The sequence below is a fragment of the Sphingomonas daechungensis genome, assembly GCF_039543105.1.
Lineage (GTDB): Bacteria > Pseudomonadota > Alphaproteobacteria > Sphingomonadales > Sphingomonadaceae > Sphingomicrobium > Sphingomicrobium daechungense.
Map to the genome: position 1 here is coordinate 1,718,257 of NZ_BAABJC010000001.1, position 24,807 is coordinate 1,743,063.

Below are 24,807 nucleotides of genomic sequence, written 5' to 3' on the forward strand. Positions count from 1 at the left end.
ATGGTGGGTAGTCGGCTGCGAGTCAAACCTCGTTTCGTCGACGAATCAATAATTCAGTGGAAATCCCGTGACTTGGGGATGACGTCAACGTCACGAGGATGAGCCGCAGCGGGCGGCCGCCAGCTTCCCGCACCGTCGCCCTGGTTGAGCGTCGAAGGCATCAATTCGTCGCTCAAATGGCGGAGCATGTGAGTGTGATCTTCTAGCTTCCGCGCGACGAGATGGATGACGCCATCGTCCACGTCCTTCTGAATGATCCCGTGCACGCACATCAGCCGCGCGCCCATGACGATCTTGCGCTGCTTGTCGAACACGTCGGGCCAGACGACGAGGTTGGCGATGCCGGTCTCGTCCTCCAGCGTGATGAAGCAGACCCCCTTGGCGCTGCCCGGGCGTTGCCGGATCAGCACCAGCCCGGCCATCGACACGCGCTTGCCGTCGCGGACATGCGGAAGCTTGTCGGCAGTGATGAATTTCTGCGCGGCATAGCGCTCGCGAAGGAAGCCCATCGGGTGTGCTTTCAGGCTGAGGCGGACCGTCTGATAGTCGTTTACGACATGCTCGCTGAGCGGCATCGCCGGCAGCTTCGCGGGCACTAGCTCAGCGCCTTCATCGCGTGCTTCTGCGGCAATGAACAGGGGCAGGTCGGGCGCCTGCTTGAGCGCCCGCGCATCCCATAGCGCCGCGCGGCGATCGAGGGCGATGGAGCGAAACGCATCGGCCGACGCCAGCCGGTGGATCGCATGCACCGGCACGCCGCCGCGTGTGCGCAAATCCTCGACGCTGTCGTAAGGCCGCGATCCGCGCGCCCGTTCCAGCCGCTCGACCGCATCGCGATGCAGCCCTTCGACCTGGCGAAAGCCGAGCCTCAGCGCACCATCCTCCAGCGTGCAGTCCCAGTCGCTGTGGTTCACATCGACCGCGCGTACTTCGACCCCATGCTCCTTCGCGTCGCGGACAATCTGCGCCGGCGCGTAGAAGCCCATCGGCTGTGAATTGAGCAGCCCGCACGCGAACGCCGCCGGATATTTCCACTTCAGCCAGCTCGATACGTAGACGAGGTGCGCAAAGCTCGCCGCATGGCTTTCGGGAAAGCCATATTCGCCGAAGCCCTTGATCTGGTCGAAGCAGCGCTGGGCGAACTCGGGATCGTAGCCGCGCTCGATCATCCGCCCGACCATCTTGTCCTGAAGCACGTCGATGTTCCCGCGTGAGCGGAAGGTGGCCATCGCCTTGCGCAGCTGGTTCGCCTCTTCGGAGCTGAACTTCGCCGCATCGAGCGCGATCTTCATCGCCTGTTCCTGGAAGATCGGCACGCCGAGCGTCCGCCCAAGGATCTTTTCCAGCTCGTCGGGCTCGCCATGCGCGGGATCGGGGCAAGGAAAGGTCACCGGCTCCTTGCCCGCGCGGCGCTTCAGATAGGGATGGACCATATCGCCCTGGATCGGCCCAGGCCGGACGATCGCGACCTCGATCACCAAATCGTAGAATTTCCGGGGCTTCAGGCGTGGCAGCATGTTCATCTGCGCACGGCTCTCGACCTGGAACACGCCGAGCGAATCCCCCTTGCACAGCATGTCGTAGACCTCCGGCACCTCCTGCGGGACGGTCGCCAGCTCGAACCGCTCGCTTTCGTGCAAATCGATCAGGTCGAAGCATTTGCGGATGCAGGTCAGCATGCCGAGCGCGAGCACATCGATCTTGAGGATGCCGAGTTCCTCGATGTCGTCCTTGTCCCATTCGATGAAGGTGCGGTCGTCCATCGCGCCGTTGCCGATGGGGACGGTCTCGGTCAGTGGCCGCTCGGTCAGGATGAAGCCGCCGACATGCTGCGAAAGGTGGCGCGGCATGCCAATCATTTGCTCGGCCAGCTTCATGACGCGCTTCAAATGCGGGTCGTTCATGTCAAGCCCGGCGTCCTTCGCCCGTTCCTCCGCGACCTCGGCCTCCATGCTGCCCCAATAGTTGGAGGCAATGGCCGCGCAGACGTCCTCGCTGAGGCCCATCACCTTGCCGACCTCGCGGATCGCCGAGCGCGGGCGGTAATGGATGATCGTCGCCGCAATCCCCGCGCGGTCGCGGCCGTACTTTTCGTAGATGTGCTGGATCACCTCCTCGCGCCGTTCATGCTCGAAATCGACGTCGATGTCGGGCGGTTCGCGGCGCTCCTCCGAAATGAAGCGCTCGAAGAGGAGGTCGTTCAGCGCCGGATCGACCGCGGTAATCCCCAGGCAATAGCAGACCGCGCTATTCGCGGCCGACCCGCGCCCCTGGCACAGGATCGGCGGATCGAGGCCACGCGCGAACGCGACGATGTCGTTCACCGTCAGGAAGTAGCGCGCGAAGTCGAGTTTCTCGATCAGCTGCAGCTCGTAATTGAGTTGCTTCAGCACCTTGTACGGCACCTTGTCGCCCCAGAACCGCCGCGCGCCTTCCCAGGTCAGATGCTCGAGATGCTGCTGCGGGGTCCGTCCCTCCGGCACCGTCTCGCGAGGATATTCATAGCGAAGCTCGTTGAGGCTGAAGTGGAGGCTGTCGGCGAACTCGCGCGTCGCCGAAATCGCGTGCGGCCAGCGGGCGAACAGCCGCGCCATTTCCTCGGGCGACTTCAGGTGCCGCTCGGCATTGGGGTTGAGCAGAAAGCCCGCCGTGGTCAGCGTCACTTTCTCGCGAATGCAGCTCATCACGTCCTGGAGCGGGCGCTTGTCGGGCGCGTGATAATGGACGTCGTTGGTGGCGAGGATGGTGCAGCCGTGACGGCGGACGATGCGGTCCAGCTGCTCGATCCGCGCATTGTCGTCGCCGCGATAAAGCCAGCTTGCAGCAACGTGACGCAGTGACGTCAAAGCTTCACGCAGGCGCGGCAATTCCCGTTCGAAATCAGCGAGATCGTCCTGCGGCCAGGCGATGAAGGCGATGCCCTCGGCATGGTCGGCGACATCGGAAAGGCTGATGTCGCACTCTCCCTTGTCGGCTCGCATCTTGCCCAGCGAGAGCAGGCTCGACAGCCGTCCGTAGCCGTCACGGTCGATCGGATAAGCGAGCAGGCTTGGCGCGTCCTTGAGATCGAGCCGGCAACCGATCAGCGGCGTCAGCCCCGCCGCATCGCAGGCGCTGTGCATGCGAACGACGCCGGATAGGGTGTTGCGGTCGGCGACCCCGATCGCGTCGTAGCCGTGATGCAGTGCCGTCAGCGTCAGCTCGATCGCGTCCGACGCGCCGCGCAGGAAGGAGAAGGGGGTCGAGACACCTAGTTCGACATAGGGCGCCTTCTCGACCGGCGCGGGCGGCATGTCGCCAGTCCGCACCAGCTTCAGTCGCGAAAAACCGGTATACTCAGGCATCAGCCGAACAGGCCGTGCATGTACCACTCGGGCAGGCCGCCGCGGCCGTCGCCGATCACGCCTTCGCGGTAGATCCAGTAGCGGCGGCCGGACTGGTCTTCGACACGGTAGTAATCGCGAAGCCGTGCCGTCGACCGCTCCCGCCACCATTCGGGAGCGATCCGCTCCGGCCCTTCGACGCGGGCGATGTCGTGGACTGCCCGGCGCCAGACGAAGCGGCGCGGTACGCCTTCGGGGGTGGCGTAGACGACCGCGATCGCCTCAGGCCGGTCGAGCATCCGCTGCGGCCTGGCTGAGGCCGGTGCGGGCCCAACCGGCTCCGCTTTCTCAAGCGCCGGACGCCAACCGCTGGCGCGCTCGGGCAGATGGCTCTCATGCGGCTGCGGCCGCCGCACCTTGTCCGGCCCCAGCTTTACGCTGAGCCGGTCGACCAGCCGGGCGACCTCACGTTCGCTCGAAGGCTCACCGACAAGGCTGTCCTGCGCCGACGACAAAGCCTCCGCCCAACTCGCTTCCAGTGCAAAGGCGTCGAAGCCGAACCCGGGATCGAGCGCCGCAGCCTTGTCGGCGATCAGGCGCTGAAGATGTTTCGGTTCGCGGCTTGGGATCGAGGTCGCGACCGAGGCGACACCGATGCTTCCGTCGACACGGAAACCGATCAGACTCAGCCGCCGCGCACCGAGGTGCCGCCGCTGTAGCTGCTGGACGAGATCGGGGATCAGCCGTTCGAGCGCCTGACTCGGCGCTTCCGGATGCGTCGCCGGCTCTTCCAGCTTGAGCAAGGCTCGCGGCGGGCGGTGAGAAGGAACGGCGGTCAGCGGTTCCGGCTTGCGGCCAAGCGCACGGTCGAGCGCATCGACCGGATTGTCCGCCTCGCGAAACCGGCGAGCCAGCGAACGCCGCTCGATGCCGGCCAATGTGCCGACGGTCTTCAGCCCCAGCCGTTCCAGCGTCCGCGTCGCTTCCGGCGGCAATCTGAGCGCCGCGACCGGCAAGTCGGCGAGCTTCGCGCCCGTGTCCTTGCCGCAGATCACCGCGGCGGCATCGCCGTAATGCGCCAGCGCCCAGGCGGCCGCAGCCGTCGGCGCCATCGCCACCCGTGTCGACAGTCCGGCGACCGCAAACCGCGTCTGCACGTCCGCCACCAGCCTGCGCTCGCCGCCGAAAAGATGGGCGACGCCGGTGACGTCCAGCCGCAACGCACTCGGCCCATCGACTTCGACCAAAGGCGACCAGCGCCCGGCCCAGCGTGCCAGCCGCTCGACCAACACCTCGTCGCCAGCCGGATCGGCCGGAACCGCGATCAGCACCGGGTCGATCGCCCGCGCATCGGTCAGCCGCGATCCCGCCCGGGCCCCACGTTCGGCTGCCGCTCGCGTCACGGCATGAATGATCGGCCCGTGAGTGCCCTCGACCGTCAGGACGACCGGATCATCAGGCCCGAAGTCGCTCGACCTCGCCCAGCGTTCCACGGCCAGGTGCGGTAGCCAGATGGAAAGCACCCGCCTCATGCGCCACGCCCCAGCGGCCGGGCTGATGCCCGCGCGCGCGGAACAGCTCCGCTTCCCATGCCGGGGAGCCGGACGCGCGCGGATCGAACGGATTGGCGATGCTCGGCATGCTCGCGATCCGCCAGCGCATCCGCGCCCCGCTGAGGTTCGGCGTCGCCGCCAGCCGCACCAGCCAGCATGGGACGCGCGATCGTTCCGCCGCTACCGCGAGCCGCCGCGTCGCGGTGAAGTCTAGCGCCGCGGGATCGCCCCACAGCTCGCCGATCACTCCGGACAGGCCGGAGCATCTTAGCCCCTCCTCCATCGCCCAGAGCGCGAGTTTCGCGTCCCGCGCCTCGACATGGATGAGTTCGCCGCCACCCAATCCCGGCGGATAGATTCGCCCGCTTTCGATGATCGCCATCCGGTCCTGCACCCACAGCACGGGCTTGGCGCGGTCCGCCTGCGCCAGCAGGAACCCCGCCCAGCCGGCATCGCGGGGCGAGCCTGCGAAAAGCTCCGACAAGGTGGGGCTGGGCGGCGCGGGCAAGTGCCAGCGTTCACCCAGCCCGCTGGGGAGCTGGTGAATTTCGGCCGCACGGCTTCCGCCGCCGGCGACCAGGGAAAGGCCTCCAACCACACGACTCGCAACGTCTATGTTCTACTTTTGTTCTTTATCTCGTGAGTCAGGAGAAAGAGTCAATCGTGCGACTCGAACGGCGCGGATCAGGCCTTTGCAAACGGCGCGGCGACGACCAGCGGCTGCAAAGTGGGAGGCCAGCCTTCAGCCTCGGCAAGAAACGTCCGGATCTCGTTGACGATCTGCATCAGCACCGGGCGATGCACTGCAAAACCGGTGTGATAGCTGTCGATCTCCACCGCCTTGTCGCGCTCATGGTCTAGCCCGCGCGCGGCGCTTGGCGCAACGATCCCGTCCCGCCGTGACCACAGCGCCAGCGTTGGCACCGGCGGCTTGTCCAGGACGTGCGGGAACGGCGGCTCGTTGACGTCGTGGCCGGCGATCCGCTCGTAAAATTCGCGAACGTTGGTGTTCGTCTTGAGATTGCCGGAAAACGGCGAGCCAAGCGTCACTACCGCCCGCACCTTCTTCGGGCAGCGATGTGCAAGCTGGCGCGCGAACATCCCGCCGAGGCTCCAGCCGACGACCAGCACCGGCTTGCCTTTCCCGATCTCGTTGAGGCGTTTTTCGAGGAGCTTCAGCGTGTCTTTCTTGGCCCCGGTGTTGAGCCCCAAAAGCCACGGATGAACCCGCCATCCGGCACGCGCCAAGGCCCGTCGAAGGTCCATCGTCGTCCGGTCCGTGGCAAGGAAGCCCGGAATGACCAGCGCTGGCGGCCCGTCCTCCGGTCCACGCGGACCGAGCGGACCGAGACCCGCCAGGACACGCGGCAAGCGCCAGGCCATCTCGCGCATGCGGTGCCAGACCGGCGGCGCAAGATCGTCGGGATGAGCGAGTTCGTTGCCGGCCGCTGGCCCGATCGGCGCAGGAGCTTTTCGCCAACTCATGCCATCAATATGAGGTCCTTGCGTTGCCGGAACAATATACTTCCGCGAATTACTCGTGACTTTTCAGGAACCTGTCGATTTCCAGTACTACCTCTCGAACGGCCCGCGACGAAACACCGAAGCCCATGTGGGTGCACTGAAGCTCAACGGCGTCATCCCGTTCGTGCTCCAGGCCTCGGGCTGAGCGGGGAGCGACGATTCCGTCGCGGCGGGACCAGACCGCAAGATGCGGGACCGGCGGCTTTTCGGTGATCCGCGGTAGTGGCGGAGCGTCCACCTTGTGCCCGGCCACGCGCTCATAGAGGCGCCATACGTTGTTCTGGTGCGGATCGCCGGAGAAAGGGGATCCGAGGGTCACGACCGCTCTCACGCGCTCAGGATGTTCACGTGCAAGCTCCCTGGCAAAAACCCCGCCGAGGCTCCAGCCGACGAGAAGAATCGGCTGCGTGGAGATCGCGTCGAGGCGCGACTTCAGGCAGCGAATGGTATCGGCGCGCGCGCCCCGATTCCAGCCAAGCTCCCAGCCATGAACGCGCCACCCCGCCTCGGCGAGAGCTTTGCGCAATGCCAGCGTCGTCCGGTCGGTGGCGATGAAGCCGGGAATGACCAGTGCTGGCGGCCCATCGACGGGTCCACGCGGGCGCAGATGTCCGAAACCGTGCCAGAATCGCGCGAACAAGGATCCCGCTTCATGATATCGGCGCCATGCCGGAGGCGGCCGGTCGTCGCCTTCGAAGCGATACCTCAGAGGAACTCGCCCCCGAGCAGGGCCTGCAAAGCCCTGGGCAATTTCACGCGGCCGTCCTCGGTCTGGTGGTTCTCCAGCAGCGGCACCAGGATCCGCGGGCTGGCCAGCGCCGTATTGTTGAGCGTGTGCGCGAACCGCACCTTCCCGTCGCTGCCGCGGTAGCGGATGTTCGCGCGCCGGGCCTGCCAGTCGTGCAGGGTCGAACAGCTATGCGTCTCGCGATACTTGCCGAGGCTCGGCACCCAGCTCTCGATGTCGTTCATGCGGAACTTGCCAAGGCCCATGTCGCCGGTCGACGTTTCGATCACCTGGTAGGGGATTTCCAGCGCCTGCAGCATGCTCTCGGCAAGCTCCAGCAACCGCGCGTGCCAAGACGCCGACTGGGCGTCGTCCGCTTCGCAGATGACGTATTGCTCCACCTTGATGAACTGGTGAACGCGCAGGAGCCCGCGAACGTCCTTGCCCGCGCTTCCCGCTTCACGACGGAAGCAGGGCGAATAGCCGGCGTAGAGCACCGGCAGCTTGTCGGCCTCGATGATCTCGCCCGAGTGAAGTGAGGTCAGCGCGACCTCGGCGGTGCCGGCGAGGTAAAGATCATCGTTCGGCAGCGCATAGGTCTCCTCGACGTGACCGGGGAACTGACCCTGATTGAGGAACGCCTGCTCGCGCGCCATCGACGGCACCGTAATTGGTGTGAAGCCGGCCTCGGCAATGCGGTCTAGCGCCCAGCCCATCAGCTTGGTCTCGAGCAACGCCAGACGCCCCTTGAGGCAATATTGCCGCGACCCCGACACCTGCACGATCCGCAACAGGTCGGCCCAGTCGTTCTTCTCGATCAGGGCAACATGGTCGAGCGGTTCGAAATCGAACGCCGGAACCGCGCCTTCCGTTCGAACGACCGTGTTGTAGCTCTCGTCCGGCCCGATCGGCGCGCCTTCCCACGGGATATTCGGAAGGCGCATCTGCAGGCCGGTCAACACGCCCTGCTTCTCGGCCAGGTCGTTTTCCAGCTCGCTGGCGCGGGCGCCGGCGTCCTTCGCCTGCCGACCAAGCTCGGCCCGTTCTTCGGGAGCAACGTCCTTGAACCGGGCGCTGATCGCATTCCGCTCCGCCCGAAGCGCCTCGATCTCGGTCTTCAGCGAGCGCACTTCGCCATCGAGGGTCAGGAGGTCTCCGACACGAATGTCGACGTTCTTGACCTCGATCGCCCGCTCGACCGCCTCGCGATTGGCCCTGATGAAATCCAGTCCCAGCATGGGGGGGCGTTAGCGAAACCTTTTCGTCATTGCGAGCGGAGCGAAGCAATCCACCTCGCGTCACTGGATTGCTTCGTCGCTTGCGCTCCTCGCAATGACGGGTAAGCGGCAGACATGCCTTCAGGTTTGATTGCGCTTCTCGACGACGTCGCCACTATCGCCAAGCTCGCCGCTTCCTCGCTCGATGACGTGGCCGGCGCGGCGGGCAAGGCGAGCACCAAGGCCGCCGGTGTCGTCATCGACGATACGGCGGTTACCCCCCGCTACGTGGTCGGCCTGGCGCCAGAGCGCGAGCTGCCTATCATCGGCAAGATCGCGGTCGGGAGCTTGCGCAACAAGCTGCTGATCCTGCTCCCGGCGGCCCTGCTGCTGACTGCCTTCGCGCCTTTCCTGATCGTCCCGTTGCTGATGATCGGCGGCTCCTATCTCGCGTTCGAGGCGACCGAGAAGATCGCCGAGCTCGTCCTTCACGACCATCATCACGAGGAGGAGCTGGTCGATGCCATGGCCGATCCGGCCGATCTGGAGGCGATGCAGGTGAAGGGCGCAATCCGTACCGATTTCATCCTGTCGGCGGAAATCATGGCAATCGCGCTCGCCAGCCTCGATCATTTGAGCTTGGCCACTACGGCCTTCGCGCTTGTCGTCGTTGCGCTGGCGATCACCGGCGGCGTCTACGGGCTGGTCGCGCTCATCGTGAAGCTCGACGATATCGGCCTGCATCTTGCGCAGCGGAGCAATCCCGCAAGCCGACGAATCGGTGAGGCGCTCGTTCATTTCGTCCCGAAAATGCTGACCGCCCTGTCGCTGATCGGCACCGGGGCCATGCTCTGGGTGGGCGGCGGCATCATCCTCCATGGCCTCGAGGAGCTGCACATCCTCGAAGTCGTCCCGCATACGCTTCACGACTGGTCCGAGCGTGCAGGCGAGGCGGTCGGCCTCATGGGGCCGGTGCTTGAATGGTTCATCTACGCGGTGGGTTCGGCCATTGCCGGCCTGATCGTTGGCGGAATTATCGTGCTCGCCGTCAGGCGCTTCGTGAAGCACCCGGAAGAGCTGATCGTCGACTAGTCGAAATGCAGGCGGCGGTACCGGCCGCGGAAGTATAGCAGCGGGTCGAGCTCGGGGTTGAAGCTCGCCTTCACCACGTGGCCGACCAGGATGTGGTGATCGCCGCCGTCATGGACCGCATACCGCTCGCACTCGAACACGCCGAGCGATTCCTGGAGCACGGGCGCCCCGAATTCGCCTCGTGACCAGTCGTTGGCTCCGAACCGATCCTCCTGCCGCGTCGAGAAGCGGATGGAGGCGGGCTGCTGACCGGTCTGGAGCACGTTGACCGCGAAGTGCTGGGCATTCGTGAGGCCAGCGGCACAGGCGGCGTGCTTGTGCACATTGACCAGCAGCAGCGGCGGATCGAGCGACACCGAGGTGAAGCTGTTGGCAGTGAAGCCGACCGGGCCCCCGTTCTCGTCAAAACAGGTGACGACCGTCACGCCTGTCGCGAAGCAGCCGAGGGCGTCGCGCAAGGTGCGCGGGTCGGACCCGGTACGATATTCGCGGAGCACTTCGTCGTCGGCCATCGAATGGCGGCTATACCAGCCCCGTCCCGGTGCGCCACATGATAGGAACAGGTGAATTGGCAAATCGCAGAATTGGGTCCACGGCGGCGCGGGGAGCACTGGCATGGACGCACTCACCTGGTTCGGCTTTGCCGCGGTCTCGTTCACTCTGGTCTGCTACGCGCTGGAAGATCGCGCGACCGGGTGGATCCTGGGCTTTGCCTTCGGATCGGCGCTCGGGTCCATCTACGGCTTCCTCCAGGGCGCCTGGCCATTCGGCGTGATCGAGATTGTCTGGACCATCGTTGCGCTGCGCAGGTGGCAGCGGCGCTCCCTCGCCAGCAGCTGATCCCTTCGCGATCTCTAGAAGGCCACCTCTCCCAGCAAATACGTGGCGCTGACCGTGATCAGGCCGACCGTCAGCGTTCGAACCACCGTATTGCGAACGTCCATGTATCCCGCCCGCGCCCCGGCGATCGAAATCAATGTCAGCGAGACGAGCACCGAGAGAACGATCACCCAAGTCTCGATGCTGACCGGAAGCAGGAAGGTCAGCGCGAACGGAATGCTGGCGCCGAACGCAAAAGCCAGCGAGCATCCGATGCCGGTGAACATCACCTCCGCCCGCGATGTGAGTACCAGGATTCCGTGTTCGGTCTCCAGCGCCGCCTTCAACGGCGAGCGAACCATGAGCTGGGCGGCGACCCGTTCCGCCAGGTCGCGGCTCAGCCCCTTCTTTTCGTAATAATCTGCGATATCGACGGTATCGACGCCTTCATCCTCATCGAAGCCCGCCTTCTCCTCCCGGATTGCGCTCAGTTCCGCTTCCCGTTCCGCCGCCGCCTGCGACCATGCCGCTCCGCCGGCGCTGAGCATTCCGGCGACCGTTGCGGCACTCGCGGCCAGCAGAAGGGTCCTGTCCCCCGCGCCGGCCCCGGCAAAGCCGAGCAGGATGCTGGCAGTGGCAATGATCCCGTCCTGCGCGGCGAGCGCCCAGGCGCGCCGCGAGCTCCGTTCCTGGAAATAGTCGCGAAGCTCGCTAAGCAGGGTTTTTCGCGCCAACGCTCTTCCCTTGTGCCGGCTGGTCGTGACTGCTCACCACGAAGTCGCGCCCGAGTCAGTCCGAACAAGTCCCGATATCCCGCCTGCTCAGGGAGTTCGGTCAGCCTTCATCGGACACCAATCGCTCTTGATCCATCGCCAGCACGTCGGCGACGGTTTCATCAAGCGATTGCGAGACGAGGTAGCGCGGCTGGAAGGCGTCGTGCTTGTACGCCGTGCGCACCGCTCGCTCGATCGAGAAGGGCAAGCGCTCGACCTCGTCACTCTCCAAGCTGAAATGCGCTTCGCCGAAGCTGGAAGCGAGCCCGGCGCCGAGGATCTTCAGCTCACCGTTCTCACGGGCCAGCCCGAACTCGACCGTGTGCCAGTACAGCCGCGCCGCCCGCTCGCCGTGGCCCGCAGCACAGGCAATCGTGCCCAGCCGCCCCATGTGCTCGGCCATCTCGGCGAAGTCGTGATGCGCAAGCATCGGGATGTGCCCGAACATGTCGTGGAAACAGTCTGGCGCTTCGAGATAGTCGAGCTGCGCCCGCGTCCGGATGAAATTGCCGACCGGGAACACGCGCTCCGCCAGCATGGCGAAGAAGATGTCGTCCGGAACCAGCCCCGGCACCGCCACCACCCGCCACCCGGTTCGTGGGGTCAGGATCGCGTTCAGGCCCTCGACGTCGGGAACGCCCGGATGCGACAGCCGGAGCAAGTCGATCCCGTCGAGGAACGGCGACACCACCCGCGACCCGAGCAGCTCGACCTGTCGCGCGAACAGCAGGTCCCACACCGCGTGATCGTCGTTGGTGAATGCCTCCCAGCATTGCGGAACGACATAGTCCTGCCAGTGCTTCGCTGGCTGGTCCTCGCTGATCGTCTCCTGAAGCATGCTCGTTCCTTTCGAAGGGCAATAAAAAACCCGCCGGGCGATTGCCGAGCGGGTCGAGGTTGGTCGTCTGAACTAGGCGCGCGTCAGCCGATCCCAACCTCGTCGGGGTAATAATAGACAGCGCTGATCGTCAGGCGATTCATGCTGCTCGTATCTCACGTCCCGGATGAACGGGCAATGGCCAAGCGCTGGCGTCAACAACTCCTCCTCCTACCGCAAGCGGGCTCATTGCGCGCACGCCCCCCCGTGTAGCCTTCTTAACGGCTTAGACTTATGTTCCGCCCCGGGTGTGAGGGGTGGCGTCATGATATTGAAGCGAAGGCGAGTCATGCTCGCGGCGCTTGCCGTTGCGGCCTTCGGCGCGCTCGGCACATTATATTTGATGCCCCGCCACGGGGTCTGCGTCGACCGCAACCTGATGTTCTGGCGCGCTCACGTCCGGGCGACCCCGCTGCGTAACAATGTCTATATGCTGAGCGCCTACGGGACCGACCTGGTTCAAGGTAACACGACCGCTCTCGTCGGCGACGACGGAGTCCTTCTCGTCGATCCCGGGCATCCCGAAATGGTGGGCAAGGAACGCGCCGCGCTTCCCGATCTGAAGGACCCACGCGTCCGCCTGGTTGTCGATTCCCACGGCCATTTCGACCACGCCTGCGCCAACTCGCAGTTGTTCGACGATGGCGCGATCATCATCGGGCACGGAAGCATCTGGAATTACCTCGCCGAAGCCTCCTCCTGGCACTCGCGCCGCCGCGGCGATGCGCCGCAGGTCACCTTTGAAAATGCGCTGACCTTGCGTTTCGACGGGGAGCAAGTGCGTCTGATCCATACGCCGCCCGCCCATACCGAAGGCGATACCATCACGGTCTTTCCCCGCGCCAACGTCATTCACACCGGCGACATCTTCGTGAACGGCACCTTCCCCTACATGGAGAACAGCGACATCGACGGCTACATCGCCGCCGAGGAACTTCTCCTCAAGCTTGCCGACGACAACACGCTCATCGTGCCGGGTCACGGCCCGCTCGCCAGGAAGGCCGACGTGCAGAAAAGCCTCGACCGGATGCGAGAGGTTCGGAAGCGCATCGCCCTCCTGATCGACCAGGGCCTGACCCGGAAGCAGATGCTCGCACGGCATCCGCTCGACGACCTTCAGCCCGGGCCGTCACGCGAAGTGCTGGGCAGCCAGGCCGTCGCGGGATTCGTCTTCACATCGATGACCAAGGCGCTCAAGCGCGCCGGGAAGATCGTCGTTCCCCACGTCACCCCGGCCCGCGCCGTCCGCTCCTTTCATAAATAGGACCGTCCCTTTCAGGGAATTGGCTCGTTCATCGTCATTGGACACCCTGCTGAACCTGCGTATCCTGATGATGGGTTTCCGGGGGGCATCGCTTGCAGCGTGATCGTCTGATCGACGGGTATCGGGGCGTCGCCGTCCTCTGCGTCGTCGCGTCGCACGCGCTCGGCTATCATTTCGGCACGCCGCCGCCGATCCCGCGGCTTGCCCAGCCGCTCGCCGAGATCGGGGTGCAGATTTTCTTCGTCATCAGCGGCTACATCATCACGACACTGCTGCTGAAAGAAGAAGCGCGCGGAGGAATCAGCATCCCGGCGTTCTATGCCCGGCGCGCCTTTCGCATCCTGCCGCCCTTGTTTGCCTATTTCATCGGGCTGCTCTTGCTCCGCCGGCTCGGCGTCATCACGTTCAATCCGTCGACGATCGCCAATTCGGCCTTGTTCACCTGCAATACGGGCCTGACCGACTGTGAATGGTGGGTGGCCCACACCTGGTCGCTGGCGGTCGAGGAGCAATTCTACCTCGCCTGGCCCCTGCTTCTGACGATTCTCCCTCGACGGACCGGATTTCTCGTGGGGCTGATCGCCGTGCTGTTGACGGCCTATCTGCTTCTGCCGGCCCACGATCACAGCAACTGGCTGGCCTTTGCCTGCATCGCGGCCGGTGCGCTCTACGCCTGCAACGATGATGTGAAGGCGTGGATCGCCAAGCATGCATCGTATTGGGCCTGGCTCGTCGCGGCCGCGGCCGTGTTCCTGCCGCCGCTCGAGGCGCCCCGGCTCCAGGTCCTGACTCCGCTCGCGGTGCCGTACATCCTGTTCGCGTCGCGCGAATTGCCGCTGATCCGGCGGGTATTGGAGAGCACGCCCCTCAACGCGGTCGGCCTATGCTCCTACAGCCTCTACCTTTGGCAGCAGCTGTTCCTGACGTGGACTGACGTCTACCCCCTCGGCCCGCCGCCGATCATGCTGCTGCCGGTCGTCGTTGCGGCGTCCTACTTCCTGATCGAAAAGCCGTGCGCCCGCATCGGACACCGCGTCTCGAACTGGATCAAGGCCCGGCCCTTGCACCCGGCACAGGCCGATCTCGATTTGCGTTAGGCGCTACTTCCCGCGCCGGATGTAGGCGACCTCTCCGACATCGGTCCAAGGACCGGCGTTGACCGATTTCTCCTGCCGGATGCCAAGGCCGGTCTCGGTGGGCCAGATGTAGCTGCGCGTTTGCACCAGTCCGTCCTTGGTCGTTGCCTGGCCGAGGCAGGTAAGGCCCTTCCGATCGTTGGCGTAGCAGGGCTCGGTGCGGCCCCGGCCGGAGTCGTCATACTGCTGGTAGGTGTAGCGATTGTCGGCGGCCGACCAGCCGAGGACGGCGATGCTGTGGTGATTGGCCTTGCGCTGGTCGGTGGTGTCGCAGACGACGAAGCTGTTCGCGTCAAACCACGAGCAATGGTCGCGGTAGTTCGCTTCCAGGCCCTTGATCGTCCAGTCGCCTACAATGAACGCCAGCTGCTTCTCGACCTCCGGCGGATGGACGCCGGCCAGGGCCGGTGTGGCAAACAGCGTCAGAAGCCCGGCAATGATCATTCGCATCATGATTCCCCCGCAAGTGCATTGATCTTCAGAGCTAGCTTGATGTCGCGCTCCGTCACCCCGCCCGCGTCGTGACTGGTCAGTCGGAAGTCGACGCGGTTCCAGACGCTGGTGAATTCCGGGTGATGATCGACTTTTTCCGCGAGCAGCGCGACGCGGCTTAGGAAGCCGAACGCCTCGCTGAAATCCTTGAACTTAAAAGTGCGGACGATGGCCTTGCCGCCATCCTCATATGTCCAGCCGTCTGGCGCTTCGCTGCTCATCGGCCGAGCGTACGCCGCGCCGGCCGAACCTTGCAATGGAACGGCCGGGGGAGCAGTTGGGCCGCAAAGGAGAATCCAATGGCTACGCAAGTCGCGGAAAAGGGTCCGCTGGGCCTCGAAAACCCGATGGGCACCGACGGCTTCGAGTTCGTCGAATATACCGCGCCCGACATTGAGCTTTTGCGCTCGCTTTTCACCAGGATGGGCTTCCCCGAAGTGGCCCGGCACAAGAGCAAGAACGTCACGCTGCACAAGCAGGGCGACTGCAATTTCGTCATCAATGCCGAACCGGGCAGCTACGCCGAGGAATATGCCAGGGCGCACGGGCCGAGCGCCTGCGCCATGGCTTTCCGGGTCAAGGATGCCAACGCCGCGCATGCGCGCGCGCTCAAGCTCGGCGCCAAGAATGTCGAGGTAAAGAGCGGCGACGGAGAGCTCGACATTCCGGCGATCGAGGGCATTGGCGGATCGCGCCTGTTTTTCGTCGACCGCTACGGCGACCAGTCGATCTACGAGGTCGACTTCGATTTCCATCCCGACTGGCAGCAGCGGATGGCCGACGCGGACTCCAAGCTCACTTATATCGACCACCTCACGCACAACGTGAACCGCGGCAACATGGCGACCTGGGCCGACTTCTATGAGCGGCTCTTCAACTTCCGCGAGATCCGCTACTTCGACATCGAAGGGAAGGTGACCGGCCTGTTCTCGAAGGCAATGACCAGCCCCTGCGGCAAGATTCGCATCCCGCTGAACGAGAGCCAGGACGACAAGAGCCAGATCGAGGAATTCCTCCGCGAGTATAAGGGCGAGGGCATCCAGCACATCGCGCTGGGGACGACCGACATCTACCAGAGCGTCGACATCATCCGCGGCCGCGGCATTCCGTTCCAGGACACGCCCGACACCTATTACGAGATGCTTCCCGAGCGCATCCAGGGCCATGACGAGAATGTCGCGGAGCTGGAGAAGCGCCGAATCCTGATGGATGGCGCGCCGACCGAAGGTCAGGGCCTGCTGCTGCAGATCTTCACCCAGAACGTGATCGGGCCGATCTTCTTCGAGATCATCCAGCGCAAGGGCAACGAGGGCTTCGGCGAGGGCAACTTCAAGGCGCTGTTCGAGAGCATCGAACTCGATCAGATGCGCCGCGGGGTAATCTGATCAAGAATTGCCGTCATTGCGAGCAAAGCGAAGCAATCCAGCTGGATCGCCACGTCGCTGCTCTCCTCGCGATGACGAGGAGATAGAATGACCGAGGCTTTCATTTGCGACGCCATCCGCACGCCGATCGGGCGCTATGCGGGAGCCCTTTCGTCCGTTCGCGCTGACGACCTCGCCGCGATCCCGATCAAGGCGCTGATCGACCGCAATCCGGGCGTCGATTGGGGCGAGCTGGACGACGTGATCTACGGCTGCGCCAACCAGGCGGGCGAGGACAATCGCAACCTTGCGCGAATGGCGGGGCTGCTCGCCGGGCTGCCGGACAGCTCGGGCGGCGTGACGCTCAACCGCTTGTGCGGCTCCGGCCTCGACGCTGTAGCAATGGCGGCGCGGGCGATCCGAAGCGGCGAGGGCGATTTGATCATCGCGGGCGGAAGCGAGAGTATGAGCCGCGCGCCTTTCGTCATGGCCAAGGCGACCAGCGCCTTCGACCGCAATGCGGAGATGTACGACACCACGATCGGCTGGCGGTTCGTCAATCCGAAGATGAAGTCAGCCTACGGCGATGACACCATGCCGAGCACCGGCGAGAACGTCGCGCAGGACTTCCAGATCAGCCGCGAAGACCAGGACGCCTTTGCGCTCCGCAGCCAGGAAAAGGCCGCCGCCGCGCAGGCTAACGGCCGCCTCGCTGCCGAAATTGTCGGCGTCGAAATCCCGCAGCGTAAGGGCGATCCGGTCATCGTCGACCGCGACGAGCATCCCCGCGCAACCACGCTCGAAGCGCTCGGCAAGCTGAAGCCGATCGTTCGCCCGGACGGCACGGTGACGGCGGGCAATGCTTCCGGCGTCAACGATGGCGCGGCTGCGCTCATCATCGCTTCGGAAGAGGCGGCAAGGCGGAACGGCCTGACGCCCCGCGCCCGCATTCTCGGCGGCGCAGTCGCCGGCGTTCCGCCGCGCATCATGGGTATCGGTCCGGCGCCGGCCACCGAGAAGCTGGCGAAGCGTCTCGGCATCAAGGTTAGCGACTTCGACGTGATTGAACTCAACGAGGCATTCGCGGCTCAGGGCCTCGCCGTCCTTCGTCAGCTCGGCATTGCCGACGACGATTCCCGCGTGAATCCGAACGGCGGCGCCATCGCTCTCGGCCATCCGCTCGGAATGTCCGGCGCGCGCCTCGCGCTCACCGCGACCGAGGAGCTTCAGCGCAGCGGCGGAAAGCTAGGCCTCGCGACCATGTGCATCGGCGTCGGGCAGGGCATCGCGCTAGCCATCGAACGGGTGTAATATCCCGGCATGAACGACGTCGCTGTGCTGGACGAGGCGGCGGTCATGGCCGTCCTCGATCATGTTATGGACCCGGAGATTCCGGTGGTTTCGATCACCGACCTCGGCATCGTACGCGGCTTCGCCTCAAACCCTCCGCGAGTGCAGATCACACCGACTTACACCGGCTGCCCGGCGACCATCGCCATTGAGCGTTCGGTCCGCGAAGCGCTAGACGCGGCCGGCTTCGGTGAGGTCCACGTTGAACGCGTCCTCTTCCCGCCGTGGACGACCGACTGGATCAGTGAGCGCGGCCGCGAGCAGCTACGCGCCTACGGCATCGATCCGCCGCATCCGGAGGCGCTAGCGCAATGCCCGCAATGCGGATCGACCGACACGCACGAGGTCAGCCGCTTCGGTTCAACCCCCTGCAAGTCCCAGTGGCGCTGCAATGCTTGTCTGGAGCCCTTCGACCGCTTCAAGTGTCATTAGCAAGCAGCGCCAGCAGCGCGAAGCTCGCCAGCCAATGCTCACCCATATAGTCGCCCGCCACATGCGACATCGCCGCTTCGAGGTGCGCTTCCGCCGTGTCGTAAGCGAGCTGCGCTTCCTCGGCCGGTAAGAGCGGCGCCAAGCTCGTCCAGCACCACGCGCGGCTGAGGTTAAGGCCGTCGAGGTGGGCGATCTTCCCGTCGCTGCGATCGCTCACGACAGCCGGACTGAACAGCGTCGCGGGCTGACCGAGGTCGAGCTTGGGCAGGAACCCTCCGAACCAAGTCACGAACTCCGGCTCGGGCAGGATACGGGACATGCAAAGTGCCTCGATCAGCGCTGGCGACAGGAACTCGTCGCCGCCCGGCTCCCAGGCCTGACAGTCGCGGTCGTTCTCGAACCAGTGCTTTGCCCGCTCGCGGATCGCTGCGGCGAGATCCTCGTCGAACTGCTCCGCCCATTCGAGCGAGAGGACCAGCGCGAACGCCGTATTGAAGTGGGTGCCGACACGGATCGGATAGGTCAGCGCCGGAAGATGCTCGCTTAGCCGGTCGGCGAAAGCGCGGGCGAGCGGTTCCAGTTCCGGCGCCCAGCTTTCCGAATGCCGCGATGCTTCGAGATGAAGCTGCAGCAGCCACGCCCATCCATAGGGCCGCTCGAACCCGCGGCTGAGCGGACGCTTCAGATAGGCAAGCTCGGTTCCTACTTTCTCGGCCGTGAAGCTCTGGTCGGCCAGCTTCTCGATCGCCCGCGCTTCATCCGTGTCCGGGAACAGCCGCCGGAGCGTCAGCAGCGTCCACCAGCCGTGCACGGAACTATGCCAGTCGAAGCTTCCGAAGAAGATCGGGTGGAGAACATGCGGCGGCTGAGCATCTTCGTCCGACCCAAGCACATGATCGAGCTTGTGCGGAAATTCCTGCCGCACGTGACCGAGCGCGATTCTGGCGAAACGCGCGGCGGTGTCCGAATCGAGGCAGAACCGGCTCATCGGAAGGCCGCGAAATACAGGATCAGGATGTTCACGGCGAGAAGAGGCAGCGCCGTCGCGATCTGCGCCTTCACGACGCCGTACTGGTCCTTCAGCTCCAGCAGCGCCGCGGGCACGAGATTGAAGTTGGCCGCCATCGGGGTCATCAACGTTCCACAGAAACCCGCGAGCATGCCGACGGCTCCAACCACCGCGGGATCGCCTCCGTACGCCTTGATCAGCAGCGGCACGCCGATTGCCGCCGCCATCACCGGGAATGCCGCGAAGGCATTGCCCATGATCATTGTGAACAGCACCATCCCGAGGGCGAAGACTAGCACGGTCGCGAAGATGTTGCCCTCCGGAATGACCATGCCGGTGATGTCGCCGATGATCGTGCCTACGCCCGCTCCAGCGAACAGCACTCCGAGCGCGGCGAGCATTTGCGGAAGGACGGCGGCCCAGCCGATCGCGTCGATCAGGCGGCGGCCTTCCTGCAGCGGCGCGACGGCGGGCGGTCGCAGCCAGATGTAGATCGTGCCCAGCGCAAACAGGGCGCCGAGGCATAGGAACACGTAGGTCTCCCGCTTGGCCTCAATCCAGCCGAGATGGCCGACCGCCGTGTAGTTGTAGACGAGCGTCCCGATCAGCGCCGTTGCGGGTATGATAAGCGCCGGCAGGAACAGCGTGTTGCCCAGCTTGACGGAGAAGGCGGCACGCTCTTCATCGCTCGTGGTCGGCGGATGGCTTCGACCAAGGAAGCCGAAACCGGCCAGCCCGGCGAGACCAAGCACCAGCAGGCCATTGCCGAAGTCGCCAAGGTAATCGCCGCCGATGAGGCTCAGCGCCATCAGTCCCCAGAAGGCGGCGTTGCCAAGCCGCTTCGGGTTCGCGCGGTCGAACGCGCTCAGCAGCGCGAAGGCGGCGAACATCGCTCCGGCCAGCACGTAGAGCCAGTGCAGCGTAATCACTTGCCGCCCCGCTTCAGCTTGCGGTCGAGCAGCATCAGGCGCGTGCCGTGGATCAGGAATGCCGCGATCGCACTTGGGATCGCCCACAGCGCCAGGTGGAGAGGCGACAGATTGTAACCGTAGGTCGCCAGCGTCTGCTGGATCAGCACGATCGAGCCGATGGCGATGAAGATGTCTTCGCCGAAGAACAGGCCGATATTGTCCGTCGCAGCGGAATAGGCCTTCACCTTCTCGGCGGTCGGCTCGTCGATCTCGCCATGCTGCTCTTCGGCTGCCGCGAGCGCCATCGGAGCGACGAGCGGGCGCACGGTTTGTGCCTGCCCGGCAACCGTCGTCAGTCCCATCGCGGCGGTTGCCTGGCGAACGACCATGTAGAGCAGCAGCAATCGTCCGACGGTCGCCGCTTTGATACTTCGGATAACTCGCGCGGCCTGCTGCTGCAGTCCGTAGCGCTCGAGCAATCCGATGACCGGCAGCACGATCCAGACGATCGCGATGATGCGGTTGTCGTTGAAGGCCTTTCCGAAGGTCTCGATGACCTTCACCAGGTCCATGCCGCCGAGCAGGCCGGTGACGATCGCCGACCCAGTCACCACCAGCATCGGGTTCAGCCGCAGCGCGAAGCCGAGCACAACCAGCAGGATGCCGAGCAGCGGCCAGTAGTTCATTCGCTCGCTCCAAACCCACCGCCGCCCGGAGTCTCGATGACGAAGCGGTCGCCGATTTGCATCTCCGCCGCGTCGGTCGCGGTCAGTTCCTCGATGCTGCCGTCAACGCGTTCGACCCAGTTGCGGCCGGGCAGGGCATCGCCTCCGCCCGCCAATCCCTTTGGGACAACGCGGCGGCGGTTGGCGAGCATGTTGGCGCGCATCGGTTCAAGGAAACGTAGGTCGCGGATCACGCCATCGCCGCCATGGTGCCGACCCTCGCCGCCTGAGCCACGCCGGATCGCGAACCGCTCCAACCGTACCGGCAGTCTCGTCTCCAGCACCTCAGGATCGGTCAGCCGACTGTTTGTCATGTGGGTCTGCACGGCGCTCGTGCCATCGTGATCCGGGCCAGCGCCCGACCCGCCGGCGATCGTCTCGTAATATTGGTGGCGCGCGTTGCCGAAGGTGAAGTTGTTCATCGTCCCCTGGCTCGGGGCGAGGCGTCCGGTCGCGGCGAATAAGGTGTCGGTGACCACTTGGCTGGTCTCGACGTTTCCGGCGACAACCGCAGCCGGATAGCGCGGCGAGAGCATGCAACCGTCCGGAACGACCAGCTTGATCGGGCGAAGGCAGCCGTCGTTCATCGGGATCGGATCGTCGATCAGAGTACGCAGGACGTAAAGCGATGCCGCGCGGACAATCGAGAACGGTGCGTTGAAATTGTCCGGCAGCTGATCGCTGGTGCCGGTGAAATCGAACGTCGCGGATCGCGTCGCCTTGTCGATGCAGATCTTCACCGCGACGCGGGCGCCGTTGTCCATCTCATACTCGAACGCCCCGTCGTCGAGGCGGTCCAGCAGGCGCCGTACCGATTCCTCGGCATTGGCGAGCACATGGTGCATGTAGGCGCCGATGACCTCCGGACCGTAGTCGCGCGCGGTGGCCACCAGGACCTCTGCACCGCGAACGCATGCGGCAAGCTGCGCCTTGAGATCGGAGATATTGCGGTCGACGTTTCGCGCCGGCCATTCGCCCGTCGCAAGCAACTCGCGGATTTCCGCTTCGAGGAAACGGCCTTCGTCGACGAGCAGGACATTGTCGATGAGCACGCCTTCTTCATCGATCGTGCGGCTGTCCGGCGGCATCGATCCCGGCGCGATTCCGCCGATGTCCGCATGGTGTCCACGCGCCGCCACGAACGCCGACGGTTCGGCTTCTTCGCCGTAGAACACTGGCACGATCACCGTGATGTCCGGCAGGTGCGTTCCGCCGCGATAGGGGTCGTTCAGCACATAAGCATCACCGCGACGAATGCCACGCCCGTCGCGACCGGACCCGCGAGTATCGATGATCGTCCGGATGCTCTCGCCCATCGACCCGAGGTGGACCGGGATGTGGGGCGCATTGGCGATCAGCGCGCCCTCCGCGTCGAAGATCGCGCAGGAGAAATCGAGCCGCTCCTTGATGTTCACGGACGATGCAGTCGACTGCAACGCCACGCCCATTTCCTCGGCAATCGCCATGAACAGGTTGTTGAAAATCTCCAGCATCACCGGGTCCGCAGTCGTCCCGATCGCGTGGGCGCGGTTCGCGGGGACGGAGCGTGTCAGGACGAGCGTGCCGTCGTCGCGGCGGGTGGCGCTCCAGCCGGGTTCGACGACCGTCGTCGAGGTGGCGTCAGTGATGAGAGCCGGACCGCGCAATACCTCCCCGAAGTGAGGAGATGGCAGTCGCGAGGATTGATCGAGAGGTTTCTGACCCTGGCTCGACTGCCCCTCCACCAGCTTCGCTGGTCCCCCTCCTCGGTCCGGGGTGGATTTGCCGACCGCCTCGACGATCAGCGCATCGAGGATGATTTCACCCTTGTCGTCGACATAACCGAAGCGCTGGCGGTGCAAATCGGTGAAAGCCGCGCGCATTTGAGCCAATGGTCCGAGCTCAATTTCCAGCGTCGTATCGCTGCCCGCCAACCGAAGTCGTGCGCGCCGATTCAGATCGATGCGGCTGGCGTCTACGCCCTGCTCGATGAGCGCTTCGGTCGCTGCACGCTCGAGAGCATCCAGCGGGCCCGAGAAGTCTGCGCTCAACGGCCTGACGATGCCGGCTTCTCGGATGGCTTTCACGTCAGCGAGGCCGATCCCGTACGCCGAGAGCAAGCTCGCCAGCGGGTGAACGAGGATCCGCTCGATCCCGAGCGAGTCCGCGACCCGGCAGGCGTGCTGGCCACCCGCCCCGCCAAAGCTGACGAGGGTGTAGCGGGTGACGTCATGGCCCCGCGCGACTGAGATATTGCGGATCGCATTGGCCATGTTGTCGATGGCGATCCGCAGGAATCCCTCCGCAATGTCGGACAGTTCCATGCGGTGCCCGAGCGATCCCTCGACAGCGTCCGCAACCTCTCGCAGCCGTGCTTCCGATGCGGCCGGATCGAGCGGCTCGTCGCCGCACGACCCGAACACTGATGGAAACTCCTCGGGCACAATCCGTCCAAGGACAAGGTTGCAGTCGGTCACCGTCAGCGGCCCGCCGTCCCGGTAGCAGGCCGGTCCCGGCTTCGCGCCGGCAGACTCAGGACCGACCCGGAAGCGCATTCCATCGAAGCGGCAGATCGAGCCGCCGCCCGCCGCGACCGTGTGGACTTGCATCATCGGGGCGCGGATGCGGACTCCGGCGACCGTGCTCTCGTCGGCAAGTTCGAAGCGGCCGGCGTAGTGAGAGACGTCGGTCGACGTCCCGCCCATGTCGAACCCGATCAGCCGTTCCTCGCCCGACGCCGCGACCATGCCGACAACCCCGCCGGCGGGGCCGGAGAGGATCGCATCCTTGCCACGAAAGGCTCCGGCGTCGGTGAGTCCGCCGTTCGACTGCATGAACTGCAGCTTGGTGCCGTCCGGAAGCCCACCCGAAACGCGGTCGACATAGCGGCGCAGGATCGGCGACAGATAGGCATCGACCACCGTCGTATCGCCACGCCCGACCAGCTTGATCAGGGGTGCGACCTCATGGCTGACCGAGATTTGCGTGAAGCCAAGCTCCCGCGCAATCTCCGCCACCCGACGCTCGTGTTCCGGGAACTTCCAGCCGTGCATCAGCACGATGGCCAGCGCGTCGATGCCGCGTTCCCGCACGGGCTCCAGCGTTGCCCGGGCCGCCTGTTCATCGAGCGGAGTGACGATTTCGCCGTCCGCGCCGACGCGCTCGATGATTTCGACCGATGCCTCGTAAGGCTGTTCCGGCAGAACGATGTGCCTGGCGAAGATCTCGGGCCGCGCCTGGTACCCGATGCGCAAGGCGTCCCCGAAGCCGCGGGTGATCGCGAGCGCAACGCGCGCGCCCTTGCGCTCCAGCAAAGCGTTGGTGGCGACAGTCGTGCCCATGCGGACTTCGCCGAGCACGCCGCCTTCCGAACGAAGGATGCGCTCGATCCCCTCGATCGCGGCGTCGTCATACTGGCCGGGATTTTCGGACAGCAGCTTTTCGGTCCGGACGCGGCCTTCGGCGTCCCAGGCGATCACGTCGGTAAACGTCCCGCCCCGATCGATCGCGAAGTTCCAAACGCCGGCCACGCGGCCTTCAAGCAGATGCCGGACGATGGTGAAAGGGAAGATGGCGGAGCGGGAGTCCGCACAACAAAATCCCCCATCGAATTAAAATAACACAATAAAATAGCTGGGACACCAAATCGTCCCAACATTCGTCCCCACCTTAGGCTGTCGCGCAGCGCTCCTATGCCCTCTCTAGTGGCAGCTTTCGACCCATTGCGGACATTCGACGTCGAGGGCATGATGCAAGAAAGACCGCCAGAGGCTCGCTCGCTGGATGAAGACCATCTACACTGACAAGCTCGGCCTTTATCCTTGGGCATTGCTTTTCCTTTCGGCCACGATGTTTTGGTCCGCCTACGGCGTTTTCGTAGAGGGTCGCTATGCCCCGTTTGGGCTCGGCAGTACCGCTGGAAGTCTCTTTCTTGCCGCCGGAGGCGTCTTTTGGCTGGGACTCGCTGCTAGGCGTTTTCGAAATGTCCGTGTGGCCAAGCGCGAGGGGCGTGACCCTTCGATCATTTCCGTCAAAGAGAGTGGCCGCTGACAGCCATTGGCAGTGGCAGCTTTCCACCCAAACTTGCCGCTAGGACCGATCGGCATCTCTTGAGCCACAGCCCGCAGAATGGCCGCCAACGGGCCTTGCGGGGCCAAACGTCGGATACGCCCTCAAGCGCTCGGAAACGGCCTCAGCGAGCCTCCTGGCAGCTTCGTCGGCCTTCGAGGCGTCGCGACCT

General features: G+C 64.8%; 22 protein-coding genes. 7 read left to right on the plus strand and 15 right to left on the minus strand.

Annotated elements, in window-relative coordinates:
• Positions 1 to 53 precede the first annotated feature (53 nt).
• From ABD928_RS09000 to serS, 6 genes are all read right to left on the minus strand, one after another.
• On the minus strand, positions 54 to 3,293 hold the full coding sequence (locus ABD928_RS09000) for an error-prone DNA polymerase (protein WP_345170178.1): 3,240 nt from the start codon (positions 3,291 to 3,293) through the stop codon (positions 54 to 56).
• A gap of 50 nt (positions 3,294 to 3,343) precedes the next feature.
• On the minus strand, positions 3,344 to 4,855 hold the full coding sequence (locus ABD928_RS09005; protein WP_345168087.1) for a DUF6504 family protein: 1,512 nt from the start codon (positions 4,853 to 4,855) through the stop codon (positions 3,344 to 3,346).
• Positions 4,779 to 5,474, minus strand: coding sequence for an ImuA family protein (locus ABD928_RS09010; protein WP_345168089.1), 696 nt, complete (start codon positions 5,472 to 5,474; stop codon positions 4,779 to 4,781). The genes ABD928_RS09005 and ABD928_RS09010 overlap by 77 nt, the downstream gene beginning before the upstream one ends.
• Positions 5,475 to 5,560: 86 nt before the next feature.
• Positions 5,561 to 6,361, minus strand: coding sequence for a lipase family alpha/beta hydrolase (locus ABD928_RS09015; protein WP_345168091.1), 801 nt, complete (start codon positions 6,359 to 6,361; stop codon positions 5,561 to 5,563).
• Positions 6,362 to 6,410: 49 nt separating this feature from the next.
• The gene (locus tag ABD928_RS09020; protein ID WP_187715455.1) at positions 6,411 to 7,040 is read right to left on the minus strand and encodes an alpha/beta hydrolase; all 630 of its coding nucleotides are present in this window, start codon (positions 7,038 to 7,040) and stop codon (positions 6,411 to 6,413) included.
• Positions 7,041 to 7,105: 65 nt separating this feature from the next.
• Entirely contained in the window at positions 7,106 to 8,365 is a 1,260-nt protein-coding gene (gene serS, locus ABD928_RS09025) for a serine--tRNA ligase (protein WP_345168093.1), read from the minus strand.
• Between the two features lie 114 nt (positions 8,366 to 8,479).
• Between serS and ABD928_RS09030 the strand changes: the two genes are divergently transcribed.
• Positions 8,480 to 9,436, plus strand: a complete 957-nt coding sequence (locus ABD928_RS09030) for a DUF808 domain-containing protein (protein WP_345168095.1) — start codon at positions 8,480 to 8,482, stop codon at positions 9,434 to 9,436.
• Here the strand turns inward: ABD928_RS09030 and ABD928_RS09035 are convergent.
• Positions 9,433 to 9,948, minus strand: a complete 516-nt coding sequence (locus ABD928_RS09035) for a flavin reductase family protein (protein WP_223276533.1) — start codon at positions 9,946 to 9,948, stop codon at positions 9,433 to 9,435. The two genes, ABD928_RS09030 and ABD928_RS09035, sit on opposite strands and share 4 nt — an antisense overlap.
• 103 nt (positions 9,949 to 10,051) lie before the next feature.
• Between ABD928_RS09035 and ABD928_RS09040 the strand changes: the two genes are divergently transcribed.
• Positions 10,052 to 10,276 carry a hypothetical protein gene (locus ABD928_RS09040; RefSeq protein WP_187715453.1) on the plus strand — a complete coding sequence of 75 codons (225 nt, stop codon included), beginning with the start codon at positions 10,052 to 10,054 and terminating at the stop codon, positions 10,274 to 10,276.
• A gap of 14 nt (positions 10,277 to 10,290) precedes the next feature.
• Here the strand turns inward: ABD928_RS09040 and ABD928_RS09045 are convergent, their stop codons facing one another.
• Positions 10,291 to 10,989 (minus strand): VIT1/CCC1 transporter family protein, encoded by a 699-nt coding sequence (locus ABD928_RS09045; protein WP_345168098.1) that lies wholly within the window; start codon positions 10,987 to 10,989, stop codon positions 10,291 to 10,293.
• Between the two features lie 100 nt (positions 10,990 to 11,089).
• A complete protein-coding gene (locus ABD928_RS09050; protein ID WP_187715451.1) occupies positions 11,090 to 11,866 on the minus strand; it encodes a phenylalanine 4-monooxygenase in 777 nt (258 codons plus the stop codon).
• A gap of 304 nt (positions 11,867 to 12,170) precedes the next feature.
• On the opposite strand from ABD928_RS09050, the gene ABD928_RS09055 reads away from it, so the two are divergent.
• Both ABD928_RS09055 and ABD928_RS09060 read left to right on the plus strand, forming a co-directional pair.
• Positions 12,171 to 13,169: an MBL fold metallo-hydrolase gene (locus ABD928_RS09055; RefSeq protein WP_345168100.1), complete on the plus strand. Its 999-nt coding sequence runs from the start codon at positions 12,171 to 12,173 to the stop codon at positions 13,167 to 13,169.
• Between the two features lie 92 nt (positions 13,170 to 13,261).
• A complete protein-coding gene (locus tag ABD928_RS09060; protein WP_187715449.1) occupies positions 13,262 to 14,266 on the plus strand; it encodes an acyltransferase family protein in 1,005 nt (334 codons plus the stop codon).
• Positions 14,267 to 14,269: 3 nt separating this feature from the next.
• Here ABD928_RS09060 and ABD928_RS09065 read toward each other — a convergent pair whose 3' ends face one another.
• Together ABD928_RS09065 and ABD928_RS09070 are read right to left on the minus strand one after the other, a co-directional pair.
• Positions 14,270 to 14,755, minus strand: coding sequence for a hypothetical protein (locus ABD928_RS09065; protein ID WP_187715448.1), 486 nt, complete (start codon positions 14,753 to 14,755; stop codon positions 14,270 to 14,272).
• Entirely contained in the window at positions 14,755 to 15,018 is a 264-nt protein-coding gene (locus ABD928_RS09070) for a 4a-hydroxytetrahydrobiopterin dehydratase (protein ID WP_187715447.1), read from the minus strand. The genes ABD928_RS09065 and ABD928_RS09070 overlap by 1 nt, the downstream gene beginning before the upstream one ends.
• A 78-nt stretch (positions 15,019 to 15,096) precedes the next feature.
• Here ABD928_RS09070 and hppD point away from each other — a divergent pair, with 78 nt between their 5' ends.
• The 3 genes from hppD (at position 15,097) to paaD (ending at position 17,943) form a co-directional block, all read left to right on the plus strand.
• Entirely contained in the window at positions 15,097 to 16,182 is a 1,086-nt protein-coding gene (gene hppD, locus ABD928_RS09075) for a 4-hydroxyphenylpyruvate dioxygenase (protein WP_345168104.1), read from the plus strand.
• Positions 16,183 to 16,269: 87 nt separating this feature from the next.
• Positions 16,270 to 17,472 (plus strand): 3-oxoadipyl-CoA thiolase, encoded by a 1,203-nt coding sequence (gene pcaF / locus ABD928_RS09080; RefSeq protein ID WP_187715446.1) that lies wholly within the window; start codon positions 16,270 to 16,272, stop codon positions 17,470 to 17,472.
• Between the two features lie 9 nt (positions 17,473 to 17,481).
• Positions 17,482 to 17,943 carry a 1,2-phenylacetyl-CoA epoxidase subunit PaaD gene (paaD, locus tag ABD928_RS09085; protein ID WP_223276532.1) on the plus strand — a complete coding sequence of 154 codons (462 nt, stop codon included), beginning with the start codon at positions 17,482 to 17,484 and terminating at the stop codon, positions 17,941 to 17,943.
• Here paaD and ABD928_RS09090 read toward each other — a convergent pair.
• The 4 genes from ABD928_RS09090 to ABD928_RS09105 are packed head-to-tail and all read right to left on the minus strand — an operon-like array spanning position 17,930 to position 24,097.
• Positions 17,930 to 18,931: a DUF2891 domain-containing protein gene (locus tag ABD928_RS09090; protein ID WP_187715445.1), complete on the minus strand. Its 1,002-nt coding sequence runs from the start codon at positions 18,929 to 18,931 to the stop codon at positions 17,930 to 17,932. The genes paaD and ABD928_RS09090 overlap by 14 nt on opposite strands.
• Positions 18,928 to 19,881: a DUF979 domain-containing protein gene (locus ABD928_RS09095; protein WP_187715444.1), complete on the minus strand. Its 954-nt coding sequence runs from the start codon at positions 19,879 to 19,881 to the stop codon at positions 18,928 to 18,930. The genes ABD928_RS09090 and ABD928_RS09095 overlap by 4 nt, the downstream gene beginning before the upstream one ends.
• Positions 19,878 to 20,549, minus strand: a complete 672-nt coding sequence (locus tag ABD928_RS09100; RefSeq protein WP_187715443.1) for a DUF969 domain-containing protein — start codon at positions 20,547 to 20,549, stop codon at positions 19,878 to 19,880. Before ABD928_RS09100 ends, ABD928_RS09095 begins: the two co-directional genes overlap by 4 nt.
• Entirely contained in the window at positions 20,546 to 24,097 is a 3,552-nt protein-coding gene (locus tag ABD928_RS09105; RefSeq protein WP_345168109.1) for a hydantoinase B/oxoprolinase family protein, read from the minus strand. The genes ABD928_RS09100 and ABD928_RS09105 overlap by 4 nt, the downstream gene beginning before the upstream one ends.
• Between the last annotated feature and the right edge of the window lie 710 nt (positions 24,098 to 24,807).

Bases quoted from the DNA above. Each gene is read 5' to 3' on its own strand.
- ABD928_RS09000 (WP_345170178.1), bottom strand. From the start codon at position 3,293: ATGCCGCCCGCGCCGGTCGAGAAGGCGCCCTATGTCGAACTAGGTGTC.
- ABD928_RS09005 (WP_345168087.1), bottom strand. From the start codon at position 4,855: ATGAGGCGGGTGCTTTCCATCTGGCTACCGCACCTGGCCGTGGAACGC.
- ABD928_RS09015 (WP_345168091.1), bottom strand. From the start codon at position 6,361: ATGAGTTGGCGAAAAGCTCCTGCGCCGATCGGGCCAGCGGCCGGCAAC.
- serS (WP_345168093.1), bottom strand. From the start codon at position 8,365: ATGCTGGGACTGGATTTCATCAGGGCCAATCGCGAGGCGGTCGAGCGG.
- ABD928_RS09030 (WP_345168095.1), top strand. From the start codon at position 8,480: ATGCCTTCAGGTTTGATTGCGCTTCTCGACGACGTCGCCACTATCGCC.
- ABD928_RS09035 (WP_223276533.1), bottom strand. From the start codon at position 9,948: ATGGCCGACGACGAAGTGCTCCGCGAATATCGTACCGGGTCCGACCCG.
- ABD928_RS09040 (WP_187715453.1), top strand. From the start codon at position 10,052: ATGGACGCACTCACCTGGTTCGGCTTTGCCGCGGTCTCGTTCACTCTG.
- ABD928_RS09050 (WP_187715451.1), bottom strand. From the start codon at position 11,866: ATGCTTCAGGAGACGATCAGCGAGGACCAGCCAGCGAAGCACTGGCAG.
- ABD928_RS09055 (WP_345168100.1), top strand. From the start codon at position 12,171: ATGATATTGAAGCGAAGGCGAGTCATGCTCGCGGCGCTTGCCGTTGCG.
- ABD928_RS09065 (WP_187715448.1), bottom strand. From the start codon at position 14,755: ATGCGAATGATCATTGCCGGGCTTCTGACGCTGTTTGCCACACCGGCC.
- ABD928_RS09070 (WP_187715447.1), bottom strand. From the start codon at position 15,018: ATGAGCAGCGAAGCGCCAGACGGCTGGACATATGAGGATGGCGGCAAG.
- hppD (WP_345168104.1), top strand. From the start codon at position 15,097: ATGGCTACGCAAGTCGCGGAAAAGGGTCCGCTGGGCCTCGAAAACCCG.
- pcaF (WP_187715446.1), top strand. From the start codon at position 16,270: ATGACCGAGGCTTTCATTTGCGACGCCATCCGCACGCCGATCGGGCGC.
- paaD (WP_223276532.1), top strand. From the start codon at position 17,482: ATGAACGACGTCGCTGTGCTGGACGAGGCGGCGGTCATGGCCGTCCTC.
- ABD928_RS09090 (WP_187715445.1), bottom strand. From the start codon at position 18,931: ATGAGCCGGTTCTGCCTCGATTCGGACACCGCCGCGCGTTTCGCCAGA.
- ABD928_RS09100 (WP_187715443.1), bottom strand. From the start codon at position 20,549: ATGAACTACTGGCCGCTGCTCGGCATCCTGCTGGTTGTGCTCGGCTTC.